At 45.6% G+C, this 21,598-nt stretch carries 27 protein-coding genes; all 27 read right to left on the bottom strand.

The window, feature by feature from the left end:
* Positions 1–3: 3 nt before the first annotated feature.
* Entirely contained in the window at positions 4–2,526 is a 2,523-nt protein-coding gene (locus ACSNJE_RS09350) for a phage tail spike protein (RefSeq protein ID WP_307681241.1), read from the bottom strand.
* A 4-nt stretch (positions 2,527–2,530) separates the two neighbouring features.
* Positions 2,531–3,304, bottom strand: a complete 774-nt coding sequence (locus tag ACSNJE_RS09345; protein ID WP_028992642.1) for a distal tail protein Dit — start codon at positions 3,302–3,304, stop codon at positions 2,531–2,533.
* A gap of 13 nt (positions 3,305–3,317) precedes the next feature.
* Positions 3,318–5,504: a phage tail protein gene (locus ACSNJE_RS09340; protein ID WP_028992641.1), complete on the bottom strand. Its 2,187-nt coding sequence runs from the start codon at positions 5,502–5,504 to the stop codon at positions 3,318–3,320.
* Between the two features lie 27 nt (positions 5,505–5,531).
* Positions 5,532–5,723, bottom strand: a complete 192-nt coding sequence (locus ACSNJE_RS09335; protein ID WP_003520671.1) for a hypothetical protein — start codon at positions 5,721–5,723, stop codon at positions 5,532–5,534.
* Positions 5,720–6,103 (bottom strand): hypothetical protein, encoded by a 384-nt coding sequence (locus ACSNJE_RS09330; protein ID WP_003516030.1) that lies wholly within the window; start codon positions 6,101–6,103, stop codon positions 5,720–5,722. Before ACSNJE_RS09330 ends, ACSNJE_RS09335 begins: the two co-directional genes overlap by 4 nt.
* Complete coding sequence (locus tag ACSNJE_RS09325) at positions 6,103–6,702, bottom strand: major tail protein (protein WP_003516029.1); 600 nt, start codon at positions 6,700–6,702, stop codon at positions 6,103–6,105. Before ACSNJE_RS09325 ends, ACSNJE_RS09330 begins: the two co-directional genes overlap by 1 nt.
* Positions 6,703–6,707: 5 nt before the next feature.
* The gene (locus tag ACSNJE_RS09320) at positions 6,708–7,052 is read right to left on the bottom strand and encodes a hypothetical protein (protein ID WP_004400082.1); all 345 of its coding nucleotides are present in this window, start codon (positions 7,050–7,052) and stop codon (positions 6,708–6,710) included.
* Positions 7,049–7,480: an HK97 gp10 family phage protein gene (locus ACSNJE_RS09315; RefSeq protein WP_004400081.1), complete on the bottom strand. Its 432-nt coding sequence runs from the start codon at positions 7,478–7,480 to the stop codon at positions 7,049–7,051. The genes ACSNJE_RS09320 and ACSNJE_RS09315 overlap by 4 nt, the downstream gene beginning before the upstream one ends.
* A gap of 16 nt (positions 7,481–7,496) precedes the next feature.
* The gene (locus ACSNJE_RS09310) at positions 7,497–7,832 is read right to left on the bottom strand and encodes a head-tail adaptor protein (protein WP_028992640.1); all 336 of its coding nucleotides are present in this window, start codon (positions 7,830–7,832) and stop codon (positions 7,497–7,499) included.
* Between the two features lie 2 nt (positions 7,833–7,834).
* Positions 7,835–8,143 (bottom strand): head-tail connector protein, encoded by a 309-nt coding sequence (locus ACSNJE_RS09305; protein ID WP_028992639.1) that lies wholly within the window; start codon positions 8,141–8,143, stop codon positions 7,835–7,837.
* Between the two features lie 21 nt (positions 8,144–8,164).
* Complete coding sequence (locus tag ACSNJE_RS09300; protein WP_028992638.1) at positions 8,165–9,367, bottom strand: phage major capsid protein; 1,203 nt, start codon at positions 9,365–9,367, stop codon at positions 8,165–8,167.
* A gap of 50 nt (positions 9,368–9,417) precedes the next feature.
* A complete protein-coding gene (locus ACSNJE_RS09295) occupies positions 9,418–10,146 on the bottom strand; it encodes a head maturation protease, ClpP-related (RefSeq protein WP_008409538.1) in 729 nt (242 codons plus the stop codon).
* Positions 10,085–11,407, bottom strand: a complete 1,323-nt coding sequence (locus tag ACSNJE_RS09290; protein ID WP_028992637.1) for a phage portal protein — start codon at positions 11,405–11,407, stop codon at positions 10,085–10,087. Before ACSNJE_RS09290 ends, ACSNJE_RS09295 begins: the two co-directional genes overlap by 62 nt.
* Entirely contained in the window at positions 11,404–13,008 is a 1,605-nt protein-coding gene (locus ACSNJE_RS09285; protein ID WP_495252563.1) for a terminase large subunit, read from the bottom strand. The genes ACSNJE_RS09290 and ACSNJE_RS09285 overlap by 4 nt, the downstream gene beginning before the upstream one ends.
* Before the next feature lie 102 nt (positions 13,009–13,110).
* On the bottom strand, positions 13,111–13,305 hold the full coding sequence (locus ACSNJE_RS09280; RefSeq protein WP_028992635.1) for a DUF5049 domain-containing protein: 195 nt from the start codon (positions 13,303–13,305) through the stop codon (positions 13,111–13,113).
* A 3-nt stretch (positions 13,306–13,308) separates the two neighbouring features.
* Entirely contained in the window at positions 13,309–13,776 is a 468-nt protein-coding gene (locus tag ACSNJE_RS09275) for a gamma-glutamylcyclotransferase family protein (RefSeq protein ID WP_004400073.1), read from the bottom strand.
* Between the two features lie 61 nt (positions 13,777–13,837).
* Positions 13,838–14,737, bottom strand: a complete 900-nt coding sequence (locus tag ACSNJE_RS09270) for an amidoligase family protein (RefSeq protein ID WP_004400072.1) — start codon at positions 14,735–14,737, stop codon at positions 13,838–13,840.
* 141 nt (positions 14,738–14,878) lie between these two features.
* Entirely contained in the window at positions 14,879–15,109 is a 231-nt protein-coding gene (locus ACSNJE_RS09265; protein ID WP_004400071.1) for a DUF4314 domain-containing protein, read from the bottom strand.
* Complete coding sequence (locus ACSNJE_RS09260; RefSeq protein ID WP_004400070.1) at positions 15,106–15,441, bottom strand: DUF6329 domain-containing protein; 336 nt, start codon at positions 15,439–15,441, stop codon at positions 15,106–15,108. The genes ACSNJE_RS09265 and ACSNJE_RS09260 overlap by 4 nt, the downstream gene beginning before the upstream one ends.
* Entirely contained in the window at positions 15,434–16,126 is a 693-nt protein-coding gene (locus tag ACSNJE_RS09255) for a hypothetical protein (RefSeq protein WP_004400069.1), read from the bottom strand. Before ACSNJE_RS09255 ends, ACSNJE_RS09260 begins: the two co-directional genes overlap by 8 nt.
* A gap of 116 nt (positions 16,127–16,242) precedes the next feature.
* The gene (locus ACSNJE_RS09250; protein WP_004400068.1) at positions 16,243–17,496 is read right to left on the bottom strand and encodes a site-specific DNA-methyltransferase; all 1,254 of its coding nucleotides are present in this window, start codon (positions 17,494–17,496) and stop codon (positions 16,243–16,245) included.
* Positions 17,497–17,501: 5 nt separating this feature from the next.
* Positions 17,502–18,800, bottom strand: a complete 1,299-nt coding sequence (locus tag ACSNJE_RS09245; RefSeq protein ID WP_004400065.1) for a site-specific DNA-methyltransferase — start codon at positions 18,798–18,800, stop codon at positions 17,502–17,504.
* Between the two features lie 156 nt (positions 18,801–18,956).
* Positions 18,957–19,508, bottom strand: a complete 552-nt coding sequence (locus ACSNJE_RS09240; protein WP_003515999.1) for a P27 family phage terminase small subunit — start codon at positions 19,506–19,508, stop codon at positions 18,957–18,959.
* A gap of 120 nt (positions 19,509–19,628) precedes the next feature.
* Positions 19,629–19,988, bottom strand: coding sequence for an HNH endonuclease (locus ACSNJE_RS09235; protein WP_028992633.1), 360 nt, complete (start codon positions 19,986–19,988; stop codon positions 19,629–19,631).
* A 121-nt stretch (positions 19,989–20,109) separates the two neighbouring features.
* Entirely contained in the window at positions 20,110–20,352 is a 243-nt protein-coding gene (locus ACSNJE_RS09230; protein WP_307681246.1) for a hypothetical protein, read from the bottom strand.
* 126 nt (positions 20,353–20,478) lie between these two features.
* Positions 20,479–20,934: a hypothetical protein gene (locus ACSNJE_RS09225; RefSeq protein ID WP_028992628.1), complete on the bottom strand. Its 456-nt coding sequence runs from the start codon at positions 20,932–20,934 to the stop codon at positions 20,479–20,481.
* A gap of 105 nt (positions 20,935–21,039) precedes the next feature.
* Positions 21,040–21,327 carry a VRR-NUC domain-containing protein gene (locus tag ACSNJE_RS09220; protein ID WP_028992627.1) on the bottom strand — a complete coding sequence of 96 codons (288 nt, stop codon included), beginning with the start codon at positions 21,325–21,327 and terminating at the stop codon, positions 21,040–21,042.
* Positions 21,328–21,598 lie beyond the last annotated feature (271 nt).

Genomic DNA, 21,598 nt, shown 5'->3' with positions numbered 1-21,598 from the left:
CCCTCAAATCAGGTCTATAAATCTTGTTTCTGTTGTACCGTCCTCGTATTCAATGACTATCTCAACACCAACCTGGCCGTTTTCGCCCTTTACAAGGTTTTCGGAAGCAATCTGCGCTGAAAATGTATAACTTTTACGTGTTGCTGGGTATACCGTCTGTGACAGACTCTTTGTCATACCAGGTACACCAACAGCCTTGAAGGAAGCAGTTCCCGAAACACCATTTTCAGTATCCACTTCAAAGCCGGAATTGACCCAGTAGGCAAAACCATCATCCGCTCTGGAATTGCGCAGATGGTTGAATGGTACCATATCTTTAATTTCCTGACGGTTTATCAACTCTGCTGAGGACAGTGCATCCGCTGCCTTGTCCCACTGTGCTGAAGAATCGCCGAGTTCCCGCAGTTTAGTTGAAAGCTCAATCACTGTTTTCCATGGCTCCTGCAAGTTATACTGCCTTCTCACAATACGAGTCTTTACCAAAAGGCCTAGTTCTTTATCGTCCACTGTAACAATATCACCCAGTTTCCATGCTTCGTGCTCATAACCGGTTAGCGCAGATAAATCCATTGCAGACAGTACATAAGAAACGCGAGGCTTCGAATATTCTGCAAGCCGCATTTTTGCATATTCCAGCATCTGATACGGATTTGTAAACGACGAACAATCAAGCGTCGACACCCTCACTTCACTGGAAAAAGTGTAATCTTCAACGTATTCCTTACCTCCATTAATTGAAGCGAAGGTCAATCCGTCCTTTCCATAAGCATAGAGCCTTGTCACTAATTCACGTGTATCGACTACCCGCTGAATACTTTTCAAATTCTTTCTATATGAAAAAAGCGCTCCGCTATCAGTACCACTAAAAGTCAAAAGGTGTACCTGGCGGTTGGCGCTGTCAAACACCAGATCGCCGCCATAAATATTCTGTACAGTGCGAAGGATGGATAAGGCATTTTTTTCTGTACACTGCCATGTCCGTTTCGTAGTGACAGTAACATTTCCTACTGTCCAACCTGTACCCAAAAGTGCATATTGCATCGGAACATCTGCAGTATCTGCATTGAATTCTCTAGGTTCTTTTTCCGCACTGAAAGACAGATCGTAAAATACCGCTTCAGCATATACTTGCGTAATAACACGCCCATCTTCGCTTTTATTGTCCGTTAAGGTTCGGATCCGGTAAATGTCATTTACGATTTGCACTTGTTTTTCATTTTCCAGTGTGCTTCTTTTTGGATCATGGAACGGAAGCTTGAATTCCAGCGTATCCGCGCCGTTCACCTCACCAGTGACAATGATATCAAAGGCATTTTCAAGAACAGCTTCCCATGCTCCGTTTTTGTCCAAAATCACAGGACGGGCAAAGCCTAGTTTCTCATAGGGCGCTTTCGGTATATCATGAAGCTGTATTTCCAGAAGTTTTGGCGTCCTCAACGGATCGCTGCTGGTAAGGGTAACACGGAACCTTATATATTGCCGATTTGGCGATTGAAGTTCACCGCTGGTTCCCACAGCCTGCCATGCAGACCATTCTTCAAGATCATCGCTTGTGCTGGTCTCTACTATAGACACTGAAGTAACACCTGCAGTATATTCGCTTGCGACAGCTACACGACCGCTGCCCGATAATGCACATGGAACCGCCCTTGTATAAAGTACGCCACTTGCAGGATACTCGCCATCTGTTGCTTTGAGGGTGACTGCGCCAGGCTCTGCCAAAGCATCTACATCCGAAGCCGCATCCCCACCGTTTGCATGTAAAGACGACTTAAAATATAACAGCAAATCATCAGCTGTAAGCTGTGAGTCCGTTTCCAGAAACCAGTCGTCGAAGCCTCCGGCATAGTAGTAGGTATTTGCATGCATCCCCATAATAATGTCTGCTATACATTCCCGATTCAGCTCTCCCGAAAAGGAACGCACAGGCGACACCCAGGTTGCCCCGTCGCTGCGATCGCATATGATGTTCTGTACCTTTTTGTTGCTTACTTCAATGATGGAGGCGATAAAATACCAGCCGCCGTTTTTCAAGGTAATGGTAGCTGTTTCACTCTGGTCGTAGATTAGTGTGCCGGAGGAGTTATACAACATAAGCCTAAGTCTCCCTTGATAAAGTGAAACATAAAAAATTGGCTGACCGGGTCCTTGGCGGGTATTGAATATGGGTATATATGTCTGGCCGACCGAATAGGTGGTAGGATTAATCCAACCTCCTACAACAATCTTTTCGCCCAGATTGCTAAAGAAACTCCCATCATTTTCTGCTATAAGATGGGTCTTTTCAGAAGTCGGATTAACAATATTTTGCCTAAAGTATCTTCCGAATCTTCCAGCAATAAGGTTTGCCGATGTCCCTGACCAGCCGGAGATGGTAAAATGTCTGCCATGTCCCGATGAGTCTATAAGCTGAAGATTTTCGTCTGGTGTTTTTTCATTAAATCGCCATAAAGCAGACGTCCTTGATGTTACAGGAAACTCACCGGTAAAATCCTCTTGGTTTGTCAGGATTGATTTTATCGCCATGTTATCACCTCCATCTGCTTTTTGCCTGTATTTTTAACTCAGTAAAGGTCGCGTTTTCTGCGGCAATCTCAATATGATTAACACCTTTCCTGAGAATTGGAAAATTCAGATCCTGCAAGCTGGGAAGGCCATTTCTCAAGGTTCGGCCTGTTTCATCAATAACCTTAGCTGTTACCATGCCGGAGTCGACAATCAGAGTTTCACCTTCAGATAATGAGCCAACAATTCTCAATTCCTCGCCGTTCGTAATAAGCGAAATATAGCTTGATGAGGACGTTGATATCAAACCCTTCAAGAGATAAACCGGATTGGAATCCGTATTTCCTTTAACCCTCTCCAACTCATGCAGACCTGTTTCAGAAAGAACAAATATCTCATCTTCCAACGCGTAAACATACGGGTCGGGACAAACAAACCGAAGTTCAAAGCTGCCCGCTGTCCGCAATATCCGCTCACAGTCAACCGCTTCTGATAAGCGAGCCATAAAATATCGGTCGGGCAAATCATCTAGAACAAGTTGTTTAAGCCCGTTTTCCGGATTTAACCATTCAGCAACATTATCAAGAACCGATACAAGCTCAGCAAAACTGCGCTGGGGAAGCACACTACAGCTAATTATTATGTTTCGTTCTGATATATCGCAGCCAAAATCTGCAATACCTGCTTTGCCCGGCACAGTTTCAAAGGAATTACGCAGGGCAGGGGAAACCTGCCATTTGGTAAGTCTTGCTCGTATTTTCATACTTTGTGACGATATTCCATTGTAGATAAATCCCATATGCTTCCCTCCATTACGCTGTTATAAAACGTCCCTGCGCCCTTGAACCTGTCTGCATCAGGTTATATAACTCCTGTGAAATCCTACGTATGTCTTCTTCACCACGAACAATCATCTGCTGCACCACAACAAGCGGCCCAGAAGCTAAACCGCTAAATCCACCTCTTCCACTTACATTAATATCAGGAGATATATTAAAATCTGTCGGCACTGCATTTTGCATATCGTCTGCCACTCTGGCCATAGCCTTGTCAAATCCCTCACCAATACCCAGTGCCATATTGCCGCCAATACCTTCAAAAACAGTGGACGGAGATCTGATTCCAAGAAAATTCTTTACTCCATCAACAATACCGGAAAAGAAACCGGAAACCTTATCCTTAATCCAGCTACCAAGGCTTTTAATACCTTCCCAGATGCCTTTTACAATGTTCTTACCAATCTCAACCACTGAAACAACCGCCTTGCCCAAGCCTTCTATAATAGCCGCAACAATCTGAGGTAAAGACTTTACTAGTTCTGGAATGGCTTTCACAAGCCCGGCAGCAAGCTGTACGATAAGCGTAATTCCCAATTCTATGATTTTCGGCATATTGTTCGTCACAAAGTCAATGATTGTTGTAATTATCCTCGGCAGTGCTTCAATTAGTTCTGGCAATGCATTTAAAAGTCCCTGCGCCAGTCCCTGAATCAATGTAAAAGCAGCTTCAAGGATTTTGTCCATATTATCCAGCAGCCCTTGCACAATGGTGATCACTGCTTGAACCGCTGCTGGAATTAGCTCCGGTAATGCTTCTCCAAGCCCCATTACCAACGCTGTGATTAGCTGCACCGCTGCATCAATGAGTAAAGGCAGGTTATCAATGAGTGCACCTGCAATGGTCATGACTGCATCTACTGCCGCCGGGATCAGCTCCGGCAGCAGGCTCAAGAGAGTTTGAAGCACCTGAGAGAACAATTCAGTTACAGTTTGCAACAGCACGGGAAGCAGATCTTTGACTGCTGAGATAATCGCACCGGTTGCCTCCGGCAGAGCAGCCACTATATTTTCCAAAACCGGTACAATATTTTTAACTACAGCCTGAAAGGCATCCACAAGATTTTGTGTTAGGTTCGTCATATCAGCGTTCGCATTGCCAAGTCCTGCTATAAACGAACTTAGAGAGGCTTGTAAAAGACCAATGGAACCGCTGATGGTCTGGGTAGACTCTCTTGCGAAGTTTCCAGCATACTGTTCGGTTTTTTCAAAAAACATCTGCATGGCGATCTCGGCCTTTTCGGCATTGGTTGCGCTATTCCAGGCAAAATCCAGCCCTTTTGCAAGAGCATAAGCTTCGATGGTAGTGGCGTTCATGGCGACACCCAGATTATCCATCATGGTGAAGTTACCCTTGGCTGCGCCAGCGATGGATTCCATGGCAGTCTGCATGTCAATGCCCATAACCGAAGCCATATCTGCCGCCCGTTGCATGGCCTTCTCGGTAAGTTCCAGACTTTTTTGCTGATCGACACCAGCACCCTGAAACAGTGCGCCCATTTTGTTGGCGGTGGCAAGGTACTCGGATTGGGACAAGCCCAGATTCTTGTAGGCTTCTTCTCCCGTTTTTTGGATACGTGCAGCATATTCGCCAAACACAGCTTCAGAACCGCCAAGGTTCTGCTCAAGCTCACCAAACTGCTCCACGACCTCTTTTCCCAGCTTGATGGCAGCCGCGCCCGCTGCGGTCGCTGCAGCACCCATAGCCGCGCCAACACCTTTAAGAACGCTGCCCAGCTTCTCAAATTTCGAGCTGGATTTTTCGGCATTGTCTCCACTTTCCTTCAATTCGTCCCCAAGTTCGTCTGCACTTTCAGCAGACTGTTCGAGCTCGCGCTCCATTTTGTTCAGTTCGGCTTTTGCATTATTAAGCTGTATTTGCCACGACTGAGTACGTCTGTCGGTTTCTCCGAAAGATGAGGCGGCATTGGCAAGGGCTTTCTCCAAAGTAGCTATTTTTTCTTTCTGCAATTCGATCTCTTTGTTAAGCACCTTGTTTCTTGCAGTAACAGCTTCAACTGACTTATCCTGCTTGTCGAACTGAGATACGACCAGGTTCATTTCGCTACCCAGTACCTTAAAACTTTGATTGATCTCACGAATGGCGTTTTTAAATTCCTTTTCGCCTTCAATCCCGATCTTCAGGCCAAAATTGTCTGCCACATAACCGCCTCCTTTCCTGCAAAATTTTTAAATTCCGTAAGGTATCACATCATCAATGGTAAGCATACGCTTTGGTTTCGCCAGCCCTAAAAACTGCTTATGGCACTCCCATAAATCAAGCAGGTACCCAATAGGCATTAGCCATACTTCATCCTCTGAACGGTTGAGCTGGACAGTGCCGTAATATAAAAGCCGAGTGAACAATTCCTCATCGCTCACTCGGCCGGTGTGTTTTTTAAGTCATCCTCACTTTCAACATTTCTTTTGGTACCCTTGAACATTGCTTCCATGATAGCGTCTTTATATGCTGCCAGTTCCAAAGGAGATGTGAGAAGTTCCACTGTCTCTTCAGTCAGGAGTTCACGCTTATCCTGATTTTTAAGGTTGTGTATCAAAATGCTCTGGTTAGCCAGCAGTGTAATCAGCCATACCACTTCGTCAAGAGCCATCTCGAAGTTCTCGGTTTTCATCAGTTTCGTGCCGAGGTTTTCAAGACCGCCGTACCTTTTTGCAATCTCCTTTGTCGCTTTAGTGGTTAGAATAAGCTGATATTCTTCATCGCCGATTTTGATAATTGCGCTTCTGTCATTATCCTGCATTATTCGCTGCCTCCTCCCACAGCAAATACCGGCTCATAAACTTCCGTATACCAGCCGGTAATAGTTTCAGGCGATACACCGGGATCGTCTTCGCTGACCTCTGCCTTCCAAGGGTGCTTTCCCTGGCCATCTGGTTTGTTACGTCTCATGACTGTCCCTTCAATGGTGGGTGTCGAAAAGGTAATGCTATCACCTTTCGTTTGCAGATTTGTTGCCGGGATGCCGAATTTCACCCTGTAAAGCCAAAAATACCTGTACTTGCCGTTAGCTTTCTTGGCTCTAAAGCCAATTGCCACAGGCGCGCCTCCATCCTCGCTGGTGGAAATCAGCACCTTATTGTCATCAAGAGTGGCTCCCGTCAAAACCTCAGCAGCGTCTACTCCGATATCTGCAACACCAAGAGTCAGTGTGCCGCTTTGAAATTCCTTGACCACTTCTGCCGCCCCGTCATCGGCATAAAGTGTCGCCTCTGCCAGCTCCACAGAAAGTTCTGCCGTAATAGCCTTAGCCAGCGGAACAGGCGTGGCGTATGTCTCTTCTCCGTTTTCATTCTCAGTTATTTTGGCATAATATAACCTGTCCAGTCCGATTGTGGCCATGTTTTTCATTCCTCCTTTACTTCATATTCTTTTGCCACATCAATGGCATAGTGGTGATAGCCGGTATCGTCCTCATGGCCTATATACCGCCTGTCGGTAATGGTAAAGCCTGCTTGAAGCAATGTGTTCACTATTTCGTTTTTACGGGCAGTGTAGTTTCCCTTTATAAATAAAGACAACCTTACCTCCTGGGTTTCTACCTGAGGCTGGTTGTCTGCAAAAACTTCAAATGTATCTGTCATCGGAGTAATGACAAGGTACTCATCTGGCGGTACACCGCTAAATACCCCGGTTTCAATGGGGATACCCAAACCATCCAATAACGAGTTTAATTCTGACAATATGCTCATATACGACCCAGCTCCTGTTCCAGTCTTGACTTCATTACTTCGATGCAGGACTTCCTTGTAGCTGATTTTGCCGGTTTCAAAAAGGGCCTTGGAGGCTGCCCGGACTTGCCATACTCAATAATATTAGCAATCTTCGCATTGCTTTCCCCATCCTTCCTTGGTTCAGTAAAGCCGATTTTTATGTTGTGGTTTCCATCCCTGTCCTGTTTGGCAGGAGAAAGTCCCAAAGCATTTACCAATTCACCGGTTGCTCTGGACGGATATTTAGTGCCGCTCCCGATAACTGACTGAAGATTGGACTTTACTTTTGAAAGAACCACTTCCCCGCCTGCTTCCAGCACCTTAGGTATGATTTCGTCTGTTCTTTCTCCAAGTCTGGATAACTTGAGCAAGAACTGTTCCGGCATTTTAACTTCCACCTTAGCCACGTTGCAGCCCCTCCTTTTATGCTTTGCTTGATTTCACCTTTTCCGCAAGCACCTCAATATACATTCCACGTCCTTTTACATCCTCAACACTTATAATGTTGTACCTGCCATCGCTGCAAACGAGTACAAGATCTGTGGTAACTTCCAGGTTAGGTATCCTACGGAAGCGGAACAGGGCAGACGCCTGCGAAAACGCCGCCCTGTTTGCCCATTTTTCACTGCCATGCCTATCTTCCTTGTATGCCCTTACCGAAGCAAGAATGACATCACCTTTTTCAGTAAAACCCTCACTATCCTTAACCGGCTTGACTGAGATAATGTCCACGAAAGTTTTCATTTTCCCAAGGCCCATATTTACACCTTCCAATCCCGGTCGAGCCGCAGCAATAGATTAACTGTATTCCATACCTGCTGTCCAGCCTGCACACTATCCCCAAAAAAGCCAGCCGTCGAACCATCCCTGCTTTCATAAAAATGACTCGACAGCATAATGACAGCCTGCTCAGTAGTAGGCGGCATGGGGTTTTCGGTATAATATCCTTCCGGCTTTTTCTGGTAACTTTCCGCATAGGCCACTGCGGCTTTGATATACTCTTGTAAAAGTGCGTCATCTTCGCTGTGCTGCAATATGAGGTTTGCTTTAACCTTCTCCAAAAGTTCCATGCCGCAGCACCTCCGTTTTCATTAAGTTGATTTCTGCTGCAGTATCTTGACTGCTTCAGCCAGTACCAGCTTGCCATCTACACGCTGGGTTGCCATGAATCCAACTTGTCCGGTCGCAGCATACAACTCATTAAGCCGCTTAAAAACCCTGCCTTGACGGTCTGCCACCCAGTAATAAGAAAAATCGCCGAATACAATCGTTTTTGCTCCGGCGGCAATGGCTGGCATAAATGCAGAAGTTTTAACTGGACGATTGAGGATAGTATCCGGTGTTCCAGCAGTTACAGAAGGCTGCCAGAGATACTGACCGTTGTTGTCTTTGAGCTTCCTTATAGCTTTAATTGTCGAATCATTCATAATGAATACAGCGTTCCTGCGGTACGGAGACTTTAGGCTGTAGAACAAGTCCATGATCTCGTCAAGGGTAATGGCTGTTGCACTCGCCGCAGTTACTCCTATCTCGCCACCGCCGTTATCTGCCAAGATACCGGTTGGCTTGCCAGATCCGTCACCGATAAAAAATGCTTCCTCCTCTTTTGCTCCGATTCGGCGGGCGAATTCTTTGGCTATATACTGCTCAAGGTTGAATACACTATCGTTTAACAATTCCTCTGACACCTTGATCATAGTAGCCAGCTTATATGCGCCGATGGATACCTGTGCAAAGGAGTCATCGCTTTCGGGAATCTGGCCTTCCTCATCCACCCAGGATGCAGTACCCTTGCTTGCCACCACAGGAATTTTCTTGTCACCGCTGGACGTGGTAATAACATTGGCAATCTGCCTAAAGATATTCTCCTCCTCCAGTGCTTCCACAAGAGTACGCTCAAAGTCGTCGGGAACAAGATATCCACCTTCGGTGTCCTCTCCAATCTGCAGCGCGTTGTGTACGTCATATTTGCGCCTGCCGCGCATCATGTTCCAGAAAGACTGCCTATACTCATCGCTGGCACGTCCGGTTTTTTCATTGTTGCCAGATATGGAAGTGGGTTTGTCTGTAATAGGAATATTCAACGGTTTTGACAGTTCCAAATCTATGGCAGCCTGACGTTCAAGACGCTCTATTTCTTTGCCCAGCGCAATAACGTCGGCTTCCATTTTTTCATAAGTCGCGGTATCCTCCGGTGAAAGCAGTCCGTCGTTCCCGCGTTTGCTGTCGAGGAAAGCTTTAGCAGCTTCCCATACTTTAGCGCGTTTTTCACGCAGTTCCAGTATTTTGCTCATAATCAAATCCTCCTTACGGTTTTATTTGGGGTCCCCGCTAAATCGCAGATTTAGTGGGGTAAAAGTAGAAAAAGCCGCTTTTCAAGCGACTCAATTGGTGTTCCTTTTGGTTTCTCTTTTGGTTTAAGCTTTTGCAGGATGGAATTTGTTACTGCCTGCCTGCTGAAGATCATTCCTCCTGATACTTCAAATTCGGATGGGAATGATTCATCCTCCATAAACAAGATTCCATCGGCAAAGCCAAGTTCCACCGCTTTTCTTGCGTTAAACCAGCTTTCTGCATCCATTAGGTGCGATATTTTTGCCCTGGAAAGCCCGGTTTTCAGCTCATAAGCGTTGATGATGGATTCCTTTATTTCTTCCAGCATTGCGATAGCTTTCTCCATTTCTTCTGTATCACCGATGGCTATTGTCATAGGGTTGTGAATCATCATCATGCTGACTGGTGACATAAAGACGTCACCTCCGGCCATAGCTATGACCGAAGCGGCGCTGGCTGCAATACCGTCAATCTTTACCGTCACTTTGCCTTTGTAATCCATAAGCATGTTGTAAATTTGATTAGCTGCAAATATATCTCCGCCAGGGCTGTTGATCCAGATCGTTATATCACCCTCTCCGGACAACAGCTCTGATTTGAACTGCTTGGGAGTTACTTCGTCTCCCAGCCAGCTTTCTTCAGCTATTGGGCCGTCAATATATAATGTCCGGCTGCCATCATCGTTTTGTATCCAGTTCCAGAAGCGGCGAACCGGTTTTGGTTTTTGCGATTTGTTCAACTTTTGATCCCTCCGTTTCAGCATTGTTTTTGCCTGCAAAGGCACCTGCATCGGCAAGCCTGGTCATGTTACCGTTAACAAGATACAGATCTCCGCCCAACTCCGCCGGAATCCGGTTCATGTCCTCAAGCTCGCGGATATCGTTAGCAGACATCCAGCCGTTCTGGCGAGCTACAGCATAACCATTCATGCGGCTTGCATAATCACCGCGCAGAAGGCCATCTACATTGAATTTGACAAAGTATGCCCGCTTCTCTGATGGTAAAAGCAGCGCTTTTTGGAGAGCCTGTTCCCAACGCACCACCCACGGGTCAAGCGTGTATTTAACAAATTCCAGAGATTGCTGTTCGATGTTTGAAAAGCTTGACTTTTCAAGATCTCCAACCATATGGGGAGGTACTCGGAATATCCGAGCAATTTCATTTATCTGAAACTTTCTTGTCTCTAAAAACTGTGCCTGTTCGGGTGGAATGCCGATTGGTTGAAACTTCATTCCCTCTTCCAGAACTGCAATGCGATGAGCATTGGCACTTCCTTGATAAACAGCGTTCCAGCTTTCCCGCACCTTTGCCGGATCCTTTAGTACACCGGGATGTTCCAGAACGCCACCCGGATTTGCTCCGTTGGCAAAAAAGGATGCACCATACTCCTCACAGGCAATAGCCATGCCTATGGCGTTCTTGGCCATAGCAATAGGGGAGTATCCGATCAGTCCGTCAAAACCGAGTCCCGGGATGTGAAGAACCTCCTCACTTCGTAGGTAAATAAGGCCTGCTTTTGGATTAACCCTGCTCTCATCGCTGTCGCGCCGATAAGTGTAAAACAGTTCTCCATTTGGAGCCCTGTCTACCGTCATTTTGTTTGGCAAAAGTGGATAAAGCGCCAGCACTCGTCCGGAACCGTCCCTAATAATTTGAGCGTAAGCATTTCCCCATAAAAGAAGATGACTCATCAGTGTTTCTCGGAACACGAATGAAGTCATCTCAGGGTTTGGTTCGTCATGGAGTAAATAATAGAGCGGGTGGGTCAACGCTTTTTCTTTGCCACCGTCTTCTTTATAGCGGTACACATGAAGCGGAAGCCCGGCGATGGCTTCTGCAAGTATCCTTACACAGGCATACACTGCCGTTGTCTGCATTGCAGTCCGCTCATTGACAGCTTTTCCGCTGGATGTGCCGCCGAAGAAAAAGCTATATGCATTACCGAACAGACTGTTTTTCGGCTTATCCCTTGCTTTGAACAAACGGGAAAATACACTCATATGATCAACAGCCCCCTTTCATCATAAATTGATCCGTTGCGTTCATCCCCGTCATGCCTTAACGCGCGGTCAAGCGCCATAATTAACGCTACCGCACCATCTATTCTCTCGGTGGATTTTTCTTTATCCGGCTTAATGTTTCCGGCGGGATCGGTTTTGACATAGATATTGTCCATCATCCACCGCAGTACTGGATTACCACCATGGGCGATGCGTTCTTCCAATGTCAGCTTCATCAACTCTTTTGTAGGCGGCGACATATCCTTGAAACCCTGACCGAATGGAACAACCGTAAACCCCAAAGCCTCGAGGTTTTGCGTCATCTGAATTGCGCCCCAGCGGTCAAAGGCTATTTCCTTAATGTTATATTTCATTCCGATTTCCTCAATAAAGGTTTCGATAAAGCCATAATGCACGACGTTACCCTCAGTGGTATATAAAAAGCCTTGCCTCTCCCAGACATCATAAGGCACATGATCTCTCCGCACACGCTGATCAATATTCTCCTCCGGTATCCAGAAAAAAGGTAGAATCTGATATTTATCAGATTCATCAAGCGGTGGAAACACCAGCACAAAGGCGGTAATATCGGTAGTAGATGACAGGTCAAGTCCTCCGTAACAGGTTCTGCCGCGCAATTTTTCTGCATCAACAGGAAACGCACACTTATCCCATTTATCCATTGGCATCCAGCGCACCGATTGTTTCACCCACTGATTTAAGCGGAGCTGACGGAATAAATTTTCCTCTGCAGGATTTTGCTTGGCATTTTCACAAGCCACCCTCAATTTTTCGATGTCGACTGTAATGCCCAGTGACGGGTTAACCTTTCTCCATACCTTTTCACTTGTCCAGTCATCGGTATCGGCTGCGCTGTAGATAACAGGGTAGAAAGTCGGATCTATCTTACGCCCTTGAAGAATATCCTCAGCCTTTTGATGTACTTCCCAGCAGATGGAATTGCGGTCTGTGCCAGCAGTTGTGATCAGGAAAAACAGCGGTTGTTTTCTTGCATCGCCAGATCCGTGAAGCATTACATCATAAAGATCCCTGTTTGGCTGAGCATGAAGTTCGTCAAATACCACACCATGGACGTTTAGCCCATGTTTCGTATATGCCTCCGCTGAAAGCACCTGATAAAAACTGCCTAACGGTTTATAAACCAGCCGCTTCTGTGACAGCATTGGTTTAATTCGAGATTTTAATGCCGGACACTGTTCCACCATATCTACTGCAACATCGAAAACAATGGATGCCTGCTGACGATCAGACGCACATCCATAAACCTCGCCACCATGCTCGAAATCACCACAGGTAAGATATAAAGCAATTGCCGCTGCAAGTTCGCTCTTACCCTGCTTTTTTGGAATTTCTATATAGGCAGTGTTAAACTGCCTGTATCCGTTAGGTTTCAAGATTCCGAATATATCCCGGACAATCTGTTCCTGCCAGTCAATTAATTCAAAAGGCATTCCATACCATTCACCCTTGGTATGCTTCAGGCAGTTTATAAAAGTAACAGCGGCATCCGCCGCTTCCTTGTCATATCGAGAACCTTCCGCCATAAACTTGGTTGGTTTATATCGTTTTAACTTCCGCAGCTTTGCCGCCTCCTTTCCTAAAATTGAGCAAGAAAAAAGGAACCTCATGGATGAAGTTCCTCTCCTTAGTGGATTTCTATGAAACTTGTTACGTTATAAACGTTATCGTTTGCCTGTCAGGATAAACTCGGCATATTCTTTCTTGTGTTCATTAAGAAATACTACTAATTCATAAAACCCCATTTTATATGCCTCTTCCTGTACTCTTGGCAAGTCAAACATATTACAGGCACCGCTGTCCCGCATGGCCATAATCTGCCGATAAATCTTATCAGTTATCAGATTCTCGTTACCCATGTCCTACACCTCTGACTTCTCTGCCGCTGAAATTGAATCTCTTACCGCTTTATTGAGAAATGAAATATCAAAACCCGCATCTATATAGCCCTGCCGAATCACCTCGTAATAGTAACGACCCGGTGCTCCCAAAGGTCTACCTTCATTCATGATATACACCATTGCGGGTACCCACTGCCCTTTGAAACGTACCTTAACCGTTTCTTTCCGGTATAGATGCGGATAACCTTCATATCTGTCCAGCGCCTTCTCATCATTAGGCATGATTCTCCAAAGCAGTACTGGTACTCTTTCACCTTTTTGTTTTTCTATTGTCGCTACTGCGCCGCCATTCCCTCCTCTGAATAACAGCCGGTATCCTGTGAGTTTTGCACTCCCCAGCACTTTTGCCGTTGGGCAGCGGTATGCCATCTGCCTTAAGTTCAGATTGCTTCCGTATGCTAAATATATGGTTCCTTTTTCTTTGCTCATCGTATCATCCTCCTTGTATTTACCAAGGCAGAGGCGGAGATCCACCCCTGCGCTTGTCTATCTATGCTGCCCGAAACCGCCATGCTGCGTTACCATCAAGGTGTTTGCAAAGATGCTCCCGGCAGTTTTTGAACTCATCACCAATAAGTCCAATGCGGTTGAGATATGTCCGCATGGCAAACTTCTCATTTTCAACCTGTGGCTTCTTGCTGGAAGCGCATTTTTGGGTTAATGCCTGATGGTTTAACGCAAGGGCAAGCACTATGTAGCTTCTAATTTTTCCCGCATGAAGTTCGCTGTTAAAGCCTCGAAGCTCAATTGTTCCATTGCCGTTAAAAAAGCTGTGCAGGTTGAGAAAATGGTACCTGCTATTGTGATAATGGGTGCTTCGGCTTTCGCTGTAACCCTCGTACCAGATGCTCTCAATCGCAGCCATGGTTTTGGGCTTACGCCTGTTCATCTTTTCAACCAGAGTCTCATCCATCTTCTTGCAAAACCGCATCCTATCCGGCTCAATCTGCAGTGCCTTATAGAAAAGGTCGTTCTTGCTGGCGATAATGTTGATAAAATTACGGATGCTTCGCGGCGTGTGGTTTGCCCCGTCTATATGGATATGGATTCCGCAGCTTGTGTTTGCAAAACCTCCCGCCTTGCGGAGCCTCCTTATCAATTCCTGCAGGGTTTCAATGTCCTCGCGGTATGTCAGTATCGGACTTACCAGCTCGACACTGTATTCCCGGCCTGCCGCTGCAATCCGGCCGCTTTCCTTTTTCTGAGTCCGGATGCTCCCGTCGCTCATGAATTTCCATATCCGTCCATCCGGTGCAATAACCTTTTGGGTATCGTAATAATCTCCGCTGGATTCAATCCTTCCTCCAAGAAAAGCTGCTGCAGTTTTTGCCGCCTGTTTTCTTGTAATCCCCGTCAATTCTACCTCGATTCCAAATCTCGTTGTAAGCATTGCGCTTTCTCCTCGCTTTCTCTGTGTTTTTTGCCCTTTGGCAGTGTACATTAGGCCATTGAAAACACAGGATAGCAAGGCAATTCTGCATGAGTTTCCGCTGGATTTTGGACGATTTTCCGCATCTTAATTTGTGTACATTTACAGCTTTCTGATCATATCTACACCATAAGCTACACCCAAAGAAGAACCGCAGTCCCAGTCAATATGAACAGTTCCGATATCATCCACATAAGAGACTGTTCCTTGGTCTCCCGGTTTCAGCTTAGAATACGGATCATCCATGTAGATAAGCTCAACGCGTGTTCCCGGCGGATACTGCTCTTTAAGGCGAAGGACTGTTTCTTTTGAAGGAAAGCCTCTTGCACTCATAGCTCGTCCTCCTCTCCAGGATAATATGCGGCATACTTTGGATAATCTCTACCATCCGGCATTACCAACACTCCATCAGACCGTCCCCGCTGCTTAACCAGCAAGCAAAGCCATACTCCATCCTCGTCAATTCTGCAAAGCCCTTTGTTTTCCTCAATAAATGTGCGGTCAACGCATAGGTCGGCAACGAAGTTGTCATAGTCAATCTTTGAAAGCTCAATGGTCTTCACAACTGCGAATCGTTTCCTCGTCTCATACCGATGCGGCACCTTTAGATCCTCAATCCTAAACGGATGCTTGACAAAGAAGGCGGTGCTATAAAAATCATTCATTCTCATCCACCGCCTTTGCTCTGCCTTTCCGGTACGCCCCGTTGCCTGACAGCCTTGAAAGCAGCACCTTGCGTTCGGTTTTGAAATCATCTCCTATAAATCCCAACCTAAGCAGGAAACAGCGAAAAGCATATTTTTCATTATCTGCCGGTTTTTCAATGCGCAGCACATGCTTCTGAGCTTTTGCCTGTTCTGCCATCTGCTTTGCCAGCGTTATATAGGTCTGCACTTCATCAGCATTTAAAGTCGCGTTCCAAAAAGGGAAAGCAATCTCATCATTTTCAGCGAATACTTCAAGTTCCCGGTCAAGCGACAGTGCTTTCTTAATCAACGTCTCTTTGCTGGCCAGCATATTTCTAAGGTTTTCAAGGCTTGTCTCGCCAAAGCCCTCCAAAGAAAGAGTAATTGTCATGGTTCCCTCTGCAGATAAGCCCGCCATATTCAGCGCGTCAATAACGGGACGGATGCTTTTGATTTCATCAAGACTGATTTTCGGCGAGTGAACCACACTGTCCCTGTCTACCGTCCAGCTGCCAGCAGTGCTCCCGTCGTTTACCTCATACGCAAAACCCGGCGCTCCGGCATAGCGCACCCCGCCTTCAAGAGCTTCAGCAATGACTGTGGCAATGGCTTTCCTCTCCTGACCGACAACCTTCTGTGAAAAACGAAAGCTATTATTGCTCATGCCGTTCACCTCCCCTCAAATAAGCTAAACCATTTCTGATTCCCATAAAAAATCCCACCTTTCCTTTTTGGTGGGGTACATTAACGCTCTGTTTTGAGGGGAAAGCAAGGACATTTTTAAGCAATCTGTGTTTCAGCGTAAGGAATTTTTTCGCCACCTGACAGCAGGAATACTAAATCTGCTCCAAATTGTGAAACATAGCGCTTTACAATCACATCGCAGTATTTCGAGTCAAGCTCCATCATAAAACAAACCCGCCCGGTCTGCTGTGCCGCAATCATTGTCGTACCAGAACCACCGAACAGGTCAAGAGTTAAATCTCCAATATGGGAACTATTGAGCATTGCCTTTGCTACAAGCGATACCGGCTTCATGGTAGGGTGCTCCTCCGATACTTTAGGACGGGGTATCTCCCAAACATCTGACTGTTTACGGTCTTTAAGCGGGCAAAGGCGTGTTCCTTCAAGCCAACCGTACCAGATCGGCTCGTACTGGGTATGATAGTCCTTTCTTGATAGTACCAAGCTGTCTTTTTTCCATATAATTGTGCTCGACCAGTGATACCCTGCCTCTCGCATGACGTTCATCAAACTGCCCCATTCCTGAGCACTCATTACCACATAGGTCATGCATCCGGCTTCAGAAACCTCTTTCATGCATTTAAAAGCGCGCAATAAAAAAGCGCCGAATTCTTCGGTGCTCATATTGTCATTTAGAATTTGTCTTGGCTTCCAGCTTGGATGCCTGGTATCTGAACCGTAATCAACATTCCATGGTGGGTCGGTGAAAACAAATCTCGCCTTTTGTCCGTTCATCAGCTTTTGCACATCTGAAAGCATGGTGCTATCACCGCACATCAGACGGTGGTTGCCAAGTACCCATATGTCGCCCTTTTTGGTAACCGGAGTTTTAATCTCTGCAATTGCCTTTTCTGTATCGAAATTATCCTCTTTGACATTAGCGGCTGTTTTATCACGGAACAACTCATCAATTTCCGCAGCATCAAACCCGGTAAGAGAAACGTCAAAACCATCTTCATTTAAATCCATAAGCAGATCGGTCAAAAGCGGAATATCAAACTCACCACTGATTTTATTCAGCGCGACATTGAGCGCCTTTTCCCGCTGTTCATCCAGATCAACTACAACACAGTCGATCTCCTTATACCCCAAAGCTGTAAGTACTTTATAACGCTGATGTCCGCCGACAATATTCCCGGTGCGTTTATTCCATATGACCGGCTCTACATATCCAAACTCTTCAATAGACCGACGTAATTTTTCATATTCGGGGTCACCAGGCTTTAAATCTTTCCGCGGATTATATTTAGATGGTTTTAGTTTTTCTGTTGGTATTTTCAGTATATCCATAAATCTTAACCCTCCAGTTTGATGGCTTTTTCACCGGTGAATTCCTCCCAGCGCTTAACAGCTAAATCACAGTAAACAGGAGATAACTCCATTGCGTAGCATTTACGCTCGGTCTGTTCAGCCGCAATTATAGTGGTGCCGCTGCCTGAAAACGGCTCAAGCACAATACCGCCTTTGTCGCTGTGCATTTTGATGCACCGCCATGGAAGCTCCACAGGGAACATTGCAGGATGCTCCTTGTTTGCCCGGACAGTGGTCATCTCCCATATCCCAGCATAGCCCCATTTCTTGCGTTCTTCCTTTGTAAGCCGTTTCACAAATTTATAACTGTGTCCCGCAAAGGCTGAAAGCCATACATATTCCTGATCGTTATATTCCTCAACTTCTCCTTTATTGCTGAAGGCTGAAATATACTCATACTGCTGAACCGGCTTGTTTGAAACAAGATGATAAGGTCCTACACCGAAATTTTGCCCTTGTTTCTTCCAAATGCGGATCCAGATAGGGCGGTAACCATTGTCCAAAAACATATTCACACTGTAAACACTGGTGGGTTCAATAAACTGAGAGCCGGTGGCATAGAGATCACCTAAGTTCCAGCAGACAATATCTGCATACCTGCACAGGTTTCTAATCACTGGGCGTACTGTCTCGAACCATGGCTCAATCCCGGCTTTTTCATATTCTTTGCCTACCCCATATGGAGGGGAAGTCACTGCCATCTGTGCGTGACACCCTTCCATCAACTTCTCAAAATCCTCATCCTTAGTAGAGTCGCCGCACATCAAGCGATGATTCCCGAGAAGCCAGATGTCGCCCCGCTTCGTTACAGGTTCGCGCTGCACAATTTCCTCATGCGCTTTATCTATGTCAAAGCTGTCTTGTATCGCCTCTTTGGAGTACCATCGGTTAAGCAGTTCGTCTATTTCAGAAGCGTCAAACCCTGTAAGCGAAACATCAAAAGCACCTGCGTCCAACTCAGCCATCAGCTCGGCCAGTTTATTCTCGTCCCACTCTCCCTGAATCTTATTAAGAGCAAGATTAAGCGCTTTTTCTCTCTGCGGGTCAAGATCCACTACAACGCAGTCTATCTCAGTCTGTCCCAAGTCCAGCAAAACCTTTAAGCGTTGATGCCCGCCTACCACATTGCCCGTCTTTTGGTTCCAGATAACAGGCTCCACATAGCCAAATTCCTCTATTGACCGTTTTAGCTTTTCATATTCCTTATCGCCAGGTTTTAAATCCTTGCGCGGGTTGTATGCTGCTGGATTAAGTTTTTCAACAGATATTTTTTGTATGTTCATTCTGCGTTCTCCTGTTCAATATTTTCTTAAGACCCTTTTTTGCGCCCTTACAATCTCCGTTTATTACTTGTCCCCGCAGAGTCTTAAACTGCTGCTTCGTTAAATGGTCTTTATATTTTCTTAGTTCCCTAAGAAAGATTGAATTTGTTTTATGCATCAGCCACCCCTCCTGGCTGTCAGTAGTTTTTCCATAACATCATCGTGAGGAGTAGCCCCCTTGTATTCGGTAGCACAGTTTTCCCGCACGACTTGATAAATTTGATACCACAGGTTATTGGCCTGTTTCATAAAGCTTTGACTCATAGCCACATAAGGTGACGGGATGGCATTGCCAGTTGTCGGATGCTTAGCAAGAAAGCCAAATTCAGTGATACATTCCTCGCACTGGATCCACCGCGCCACACTCTGGGCATATTGCTCTATAAGCTGCGCAGGGATAAGGTGAACACACCTGCGTTCCTTAAGCCACTGCCATGTTTTTTCGTATATTTCCACCGCCAGTGTTGTTTTTCCGTTCTTCTGCTTTGCAGCAAGATAATCCCTTGGTGGCGGCATGCTCTCTCCTTCCAGTTCCGCAGCATCCGTAAACTCCATTACCATGAGCTTTCGTCTGCCGGGGTTTCCTTCCAAAATCTTATCCGCCAGAGGCTTTTTCTTCTGTCCTGCACCGATACGTGCCCCGCCGCGGTTGGTACCGTCCTTTGCCATACACATCACCTCGATTCATGTAAAAATAAACAGGGGATATACCCCGTTTGAAACTGCGATTTTTCGCGCGTGACCCCCCGCCCGTTGCACAAAACTACTCCGCCAGAGATTTTGACCCCCCTACCGTCTTGCCCATCGTTCTCCTTCGCGAGCAGTGAGCGATGAGTGACATTGTTTGCACAGGCTCATAAGGTTATTGTCTGCATTGGTTCCGCCTTTGGATAAAGGGATAATATGATGTACCTCTTCGGCTGGTGTAAGCCTTCCGTACTTTTGGCACTCCTCGCAAAGCGGATGCTCTGAGATATATCTGTCCCTGATGCGTTTCCATCTCCGGCCATAGCGTTTTCTTGTTTGGGGATCTCGTTCGTATTTGTTGTAATAAGCATCCATTTGCCTTTGATGCATGTCACAGTACCTTCCGTCCGTCAGTTCAGGACAGCCAGGAAAGGAGCAAGGCCTTTTTGGTTTTCTTGGCATCTGGCCACCTCCTTTACGCGTATAAAAAAGCCCTCACAGGTTCATCCCATGAAGGATTATCTATAATTTTTCACAATACCATTATATTTGGATTTATAATGAATTTCATCTCATAAAAATCTCATCTGGAATATTGAACAACACATTTGCTATTTGCCCATGGCATCCTGCCATTATAATATTTATCCGAAATATACCGCTGCATATCGGGTGATAAAGCTGCAAGCAAAAGATAAGCCTTTTTTCTATCTTCCTCTAACTCCTGGGTGCTTTTATAGAAGGAACATTTATCTTGCAAGCACTTGTGTACAGTCAGGATATTGCAGCCATTCCTTCCGTTACCGCCAAAACAATTATCGTACATCTTTCTTCACTCCCGTTTTATGTCATAAGAAAAAGCCCCGAAGGGCTTATGCGTTTTAATGTCATTTTTTCACGATATCATTATATATTGGATACCTGTGTTTTACATCTCATAAAAATCTCATTACTACTTCCCGTATAAAAGCAGTGCCAGATGATTAAGTGCCTTGTCCTTCCTACGGTACACCTGTGCTCTTTCAAGAAACAGCTTCTCTCCGATGTTTGCTACAGCTTCTGTCTTGCTCACATCATTAACAAAAAATTCTGTCAGTATAAACTGTTCTTCCTCCGGCAAGGCGTCCCAAGCAGGCTTGAACCATTCCATATATTCCAATGCCCGTCTATAACGTTCTTTCAACACATCAATCTCGTCAAGGCAAGCAGCAAGGCGTTCTTCGCCGCTTTTGGGATTGTGTTTGCCCGGAACTCCGGTAATCTTTGCACTATGAGGGCTTGTCATACGGGTTTCAATTTCATATATATCCTCATCACTGTGTTCGATAATGTACTGCATGCTGCTGTAATCTTTCAAAGCTTCAACAGCAGCCGCTTTTTTATCTAAATACTGCCATGCAATCAGCATATCGCACCTCCAAAAATCAAGATAAAAACCTTGATCTTTGAAGCAGTGTGCTTTTTTGCGTTGCTTTGCAGTGCTTTGTTTCCTTGTTCGTTATGTCTTCGTTCTTTATAGAAGGCCATGCTTTTCCAAAATAGCCTTCACCTCATCTACCGAATGGACAACCGCTGCCACACCTCCGGCATTGAGGATTTTCCTTATAGTTGCTTCCTGCAGTTTTGTTGTCTTTCCCGATGGGGTTTTTACTTCAAAAGCTATAAACCGCCCATTTACACAGGCAATAATGTCTGGTATCCCCGCTGTCCCGTACATACCACCATGTTCCTTCCAGCAAAAGCATCCCGGTACTGTCTTTAAGTACCGCAGTACTTTAGTCACAATACTCTTTTCGGACATAACCGCTTATCCTCCAAAAATGTTACCTTTTCCCCTCTTGTTACCCCGGTATTTCTAAAAAGGCAACTTCTCAAACCCGCTTTACAAGCGCATTTGAGGATTTTGTTACCTTGTTACCTCTTTTTTGGGGTAGGTATAGACACAAATATTTATATTTTTTTATTTTTATTTTTCAAAAAATAATTTCATCTCTCGCGCGTATATATAAAGTTGAGGTAACAAAGGTAACATAGGTAACAAGTGGCTATTCATCAGCGTTTCGGGTGTTACC

The organism is Thermincola sp. GK-1, assembly GCF_059412445.1.
The sequence above is the reverse complement of the archived record's forward strand: the minus strand, read 5'-3'. Positions and strand labels throughout refer to the sequence as shown.

Coding starts and splice junctions, on each gene's coding strand:
- ACSNJE_RS09350 (WP_307681241.1), bottom strand. CDS start 2,526: ATGGCGATAAAATCAATCCTGACAAACCAAGAGGATTTTACCGGTGAG.
- ACSNJE_RS09345 (WP_028992642.1), bottom strand. CDS start 3,304: ATGGGATTTATCTACAATGGAATATCGTCACAAAGTATGAAAATACGA.
- ACSNJE_RS09330 (WP_003516030.1), bottom strand. CDS start 6,103: ATGCAGGATAATGACAGAAGCGCAATTATCAAAATCGGCGATGAAGAA.
- ACSNJE_RS09325 (WP_003516029.1), bottom strand. CDS start 6,702: ATGGCCACAATCGGACTGGACAGGTTATATTATGCCAAAATAACTGAG.
- ACSNJE_RS09320 (WP_004400082.1), bottom strand. CDS start 7,052: ATGAGCATATTGTCAGAATTAAACTCGTTATTGGATGGTTTGGGTATC.
- ACSNJE_RS09310 (WP_028992640.1), bottom strand. CDS start 7,832: ATGGGCCTTGGGAAAATGAAAACTTTCGTGGACATTATCTCAGTCAAG.
- ACSNJE_RS09305 (WP_028992639.1), bottom strand. CDS start 8,143: ATGGAACTTTTGGAGAAGGTTAAAGCAAACCTCATATTGCAGCACAGC.
- ACSNJE_RS09300 (WP_028992638.1), bottom strand. CDS start 9,367: ATGAGCAAAATACTGGAACTGCGTGAAAAACGCGCTAAAGTATGGGAA.
- ACSNJE_RS09290 (WP_028992637.1), bottom strand. CDS start 11,407: ATGAGTGTATTTTCCCGTTTGTTCAAAGCAAGGGATAAGCCGAAAAAC.
- ACSNJE_RS09280 (WP_028992635.1), bottom strand. CDS start 13,305: ATGGGTAACGAGAATCTGATAACTGATAAGATTTATCGGCAGATTATG.
- ACSNJE_RS09275 (WP_004400073.1), bottom strand. CDS start 13,776: ATGAGCAAAGAAAAAGGAACCATATATTTAGCATACGGAAGCAATCTG.
- ACSNJE_RS09270 (WP_004400072.1), bottom strand. CDS start 14,737: ATGCTTACAACGAGATTTGGAATCGAGGTAGAATTGACGGGGATTACA.
- ACSNJE_RS09265 (WP_004400071.1), bottom strand. CDS start 15,109: ATGAGTGCAAGAGGCTTTCCTTCAAAAGAAACAGTCCTTCGCCTTAAA.
- ACSNJE_RS09260 (WP_004400070.1), bottom strand. CDS start 15,441: ATGAATGATTTTTATAGCACCGCCTTCTTTGTCAAGCATCCGTTTAGG.
- ACSNJE_RS09255 (WP_004400069.1), bottom strand. CDS start 16,126: ATGAGCAATAATAGCTTTCGTTTTTCACAGAAGGTTGTCGGTCAGGAG.
- ACSNJE_RS09250 (WP_004400068.1), bottom strand. CDS start 17,496: ATGGATATACTGAAAATACCAACAGAAAAACTAAAACCATCTAAATAT.
- ACSNJE_RS09245 (WP_004400065.1), bottom strand. CDS start 18,800: ATGAACATACAAAAAATATCTGTTGAAAAACTTAATCCAGCAGCATAC.
- ACSNJE_RS09240 (WP_003515999.1), bottom strand. CDS start 19,508: ATGGCAAAGGACGGTACCAACCGCGGCGGGGCACGTATCGGTGCAGGA.
- ACSNJE_RS09235 (WP_028992633.1), bottom strand. CDS start 19,988: ATGCCAAGAAAACCAAAAAGGCCTTGCTCCTTTCCTGGCTGTCCTGAA.
- ACSNJE_RS09230 (WP_307681246.1), bottom strand. CDS start 20,352: ATGTACGATAATTGTTTTGGCGGTAACGGAAGGAATGGCTGCAATATC.
- ACSNJE_RS09225 (WP_028992628.1), bottom strand. CDS start 20,934: ATGCTGATTGCATGGCAGTATTTAGATAAAAAAGCGGCTGCTGTTGAA.
- ACSNJE_RS09220 (WP_028992627.1), bottom strand. CDS start 21,327: ATGTCCGAAAAGAGTATTGTGACTAAAGTACTGCGGTACTTAAAGACA.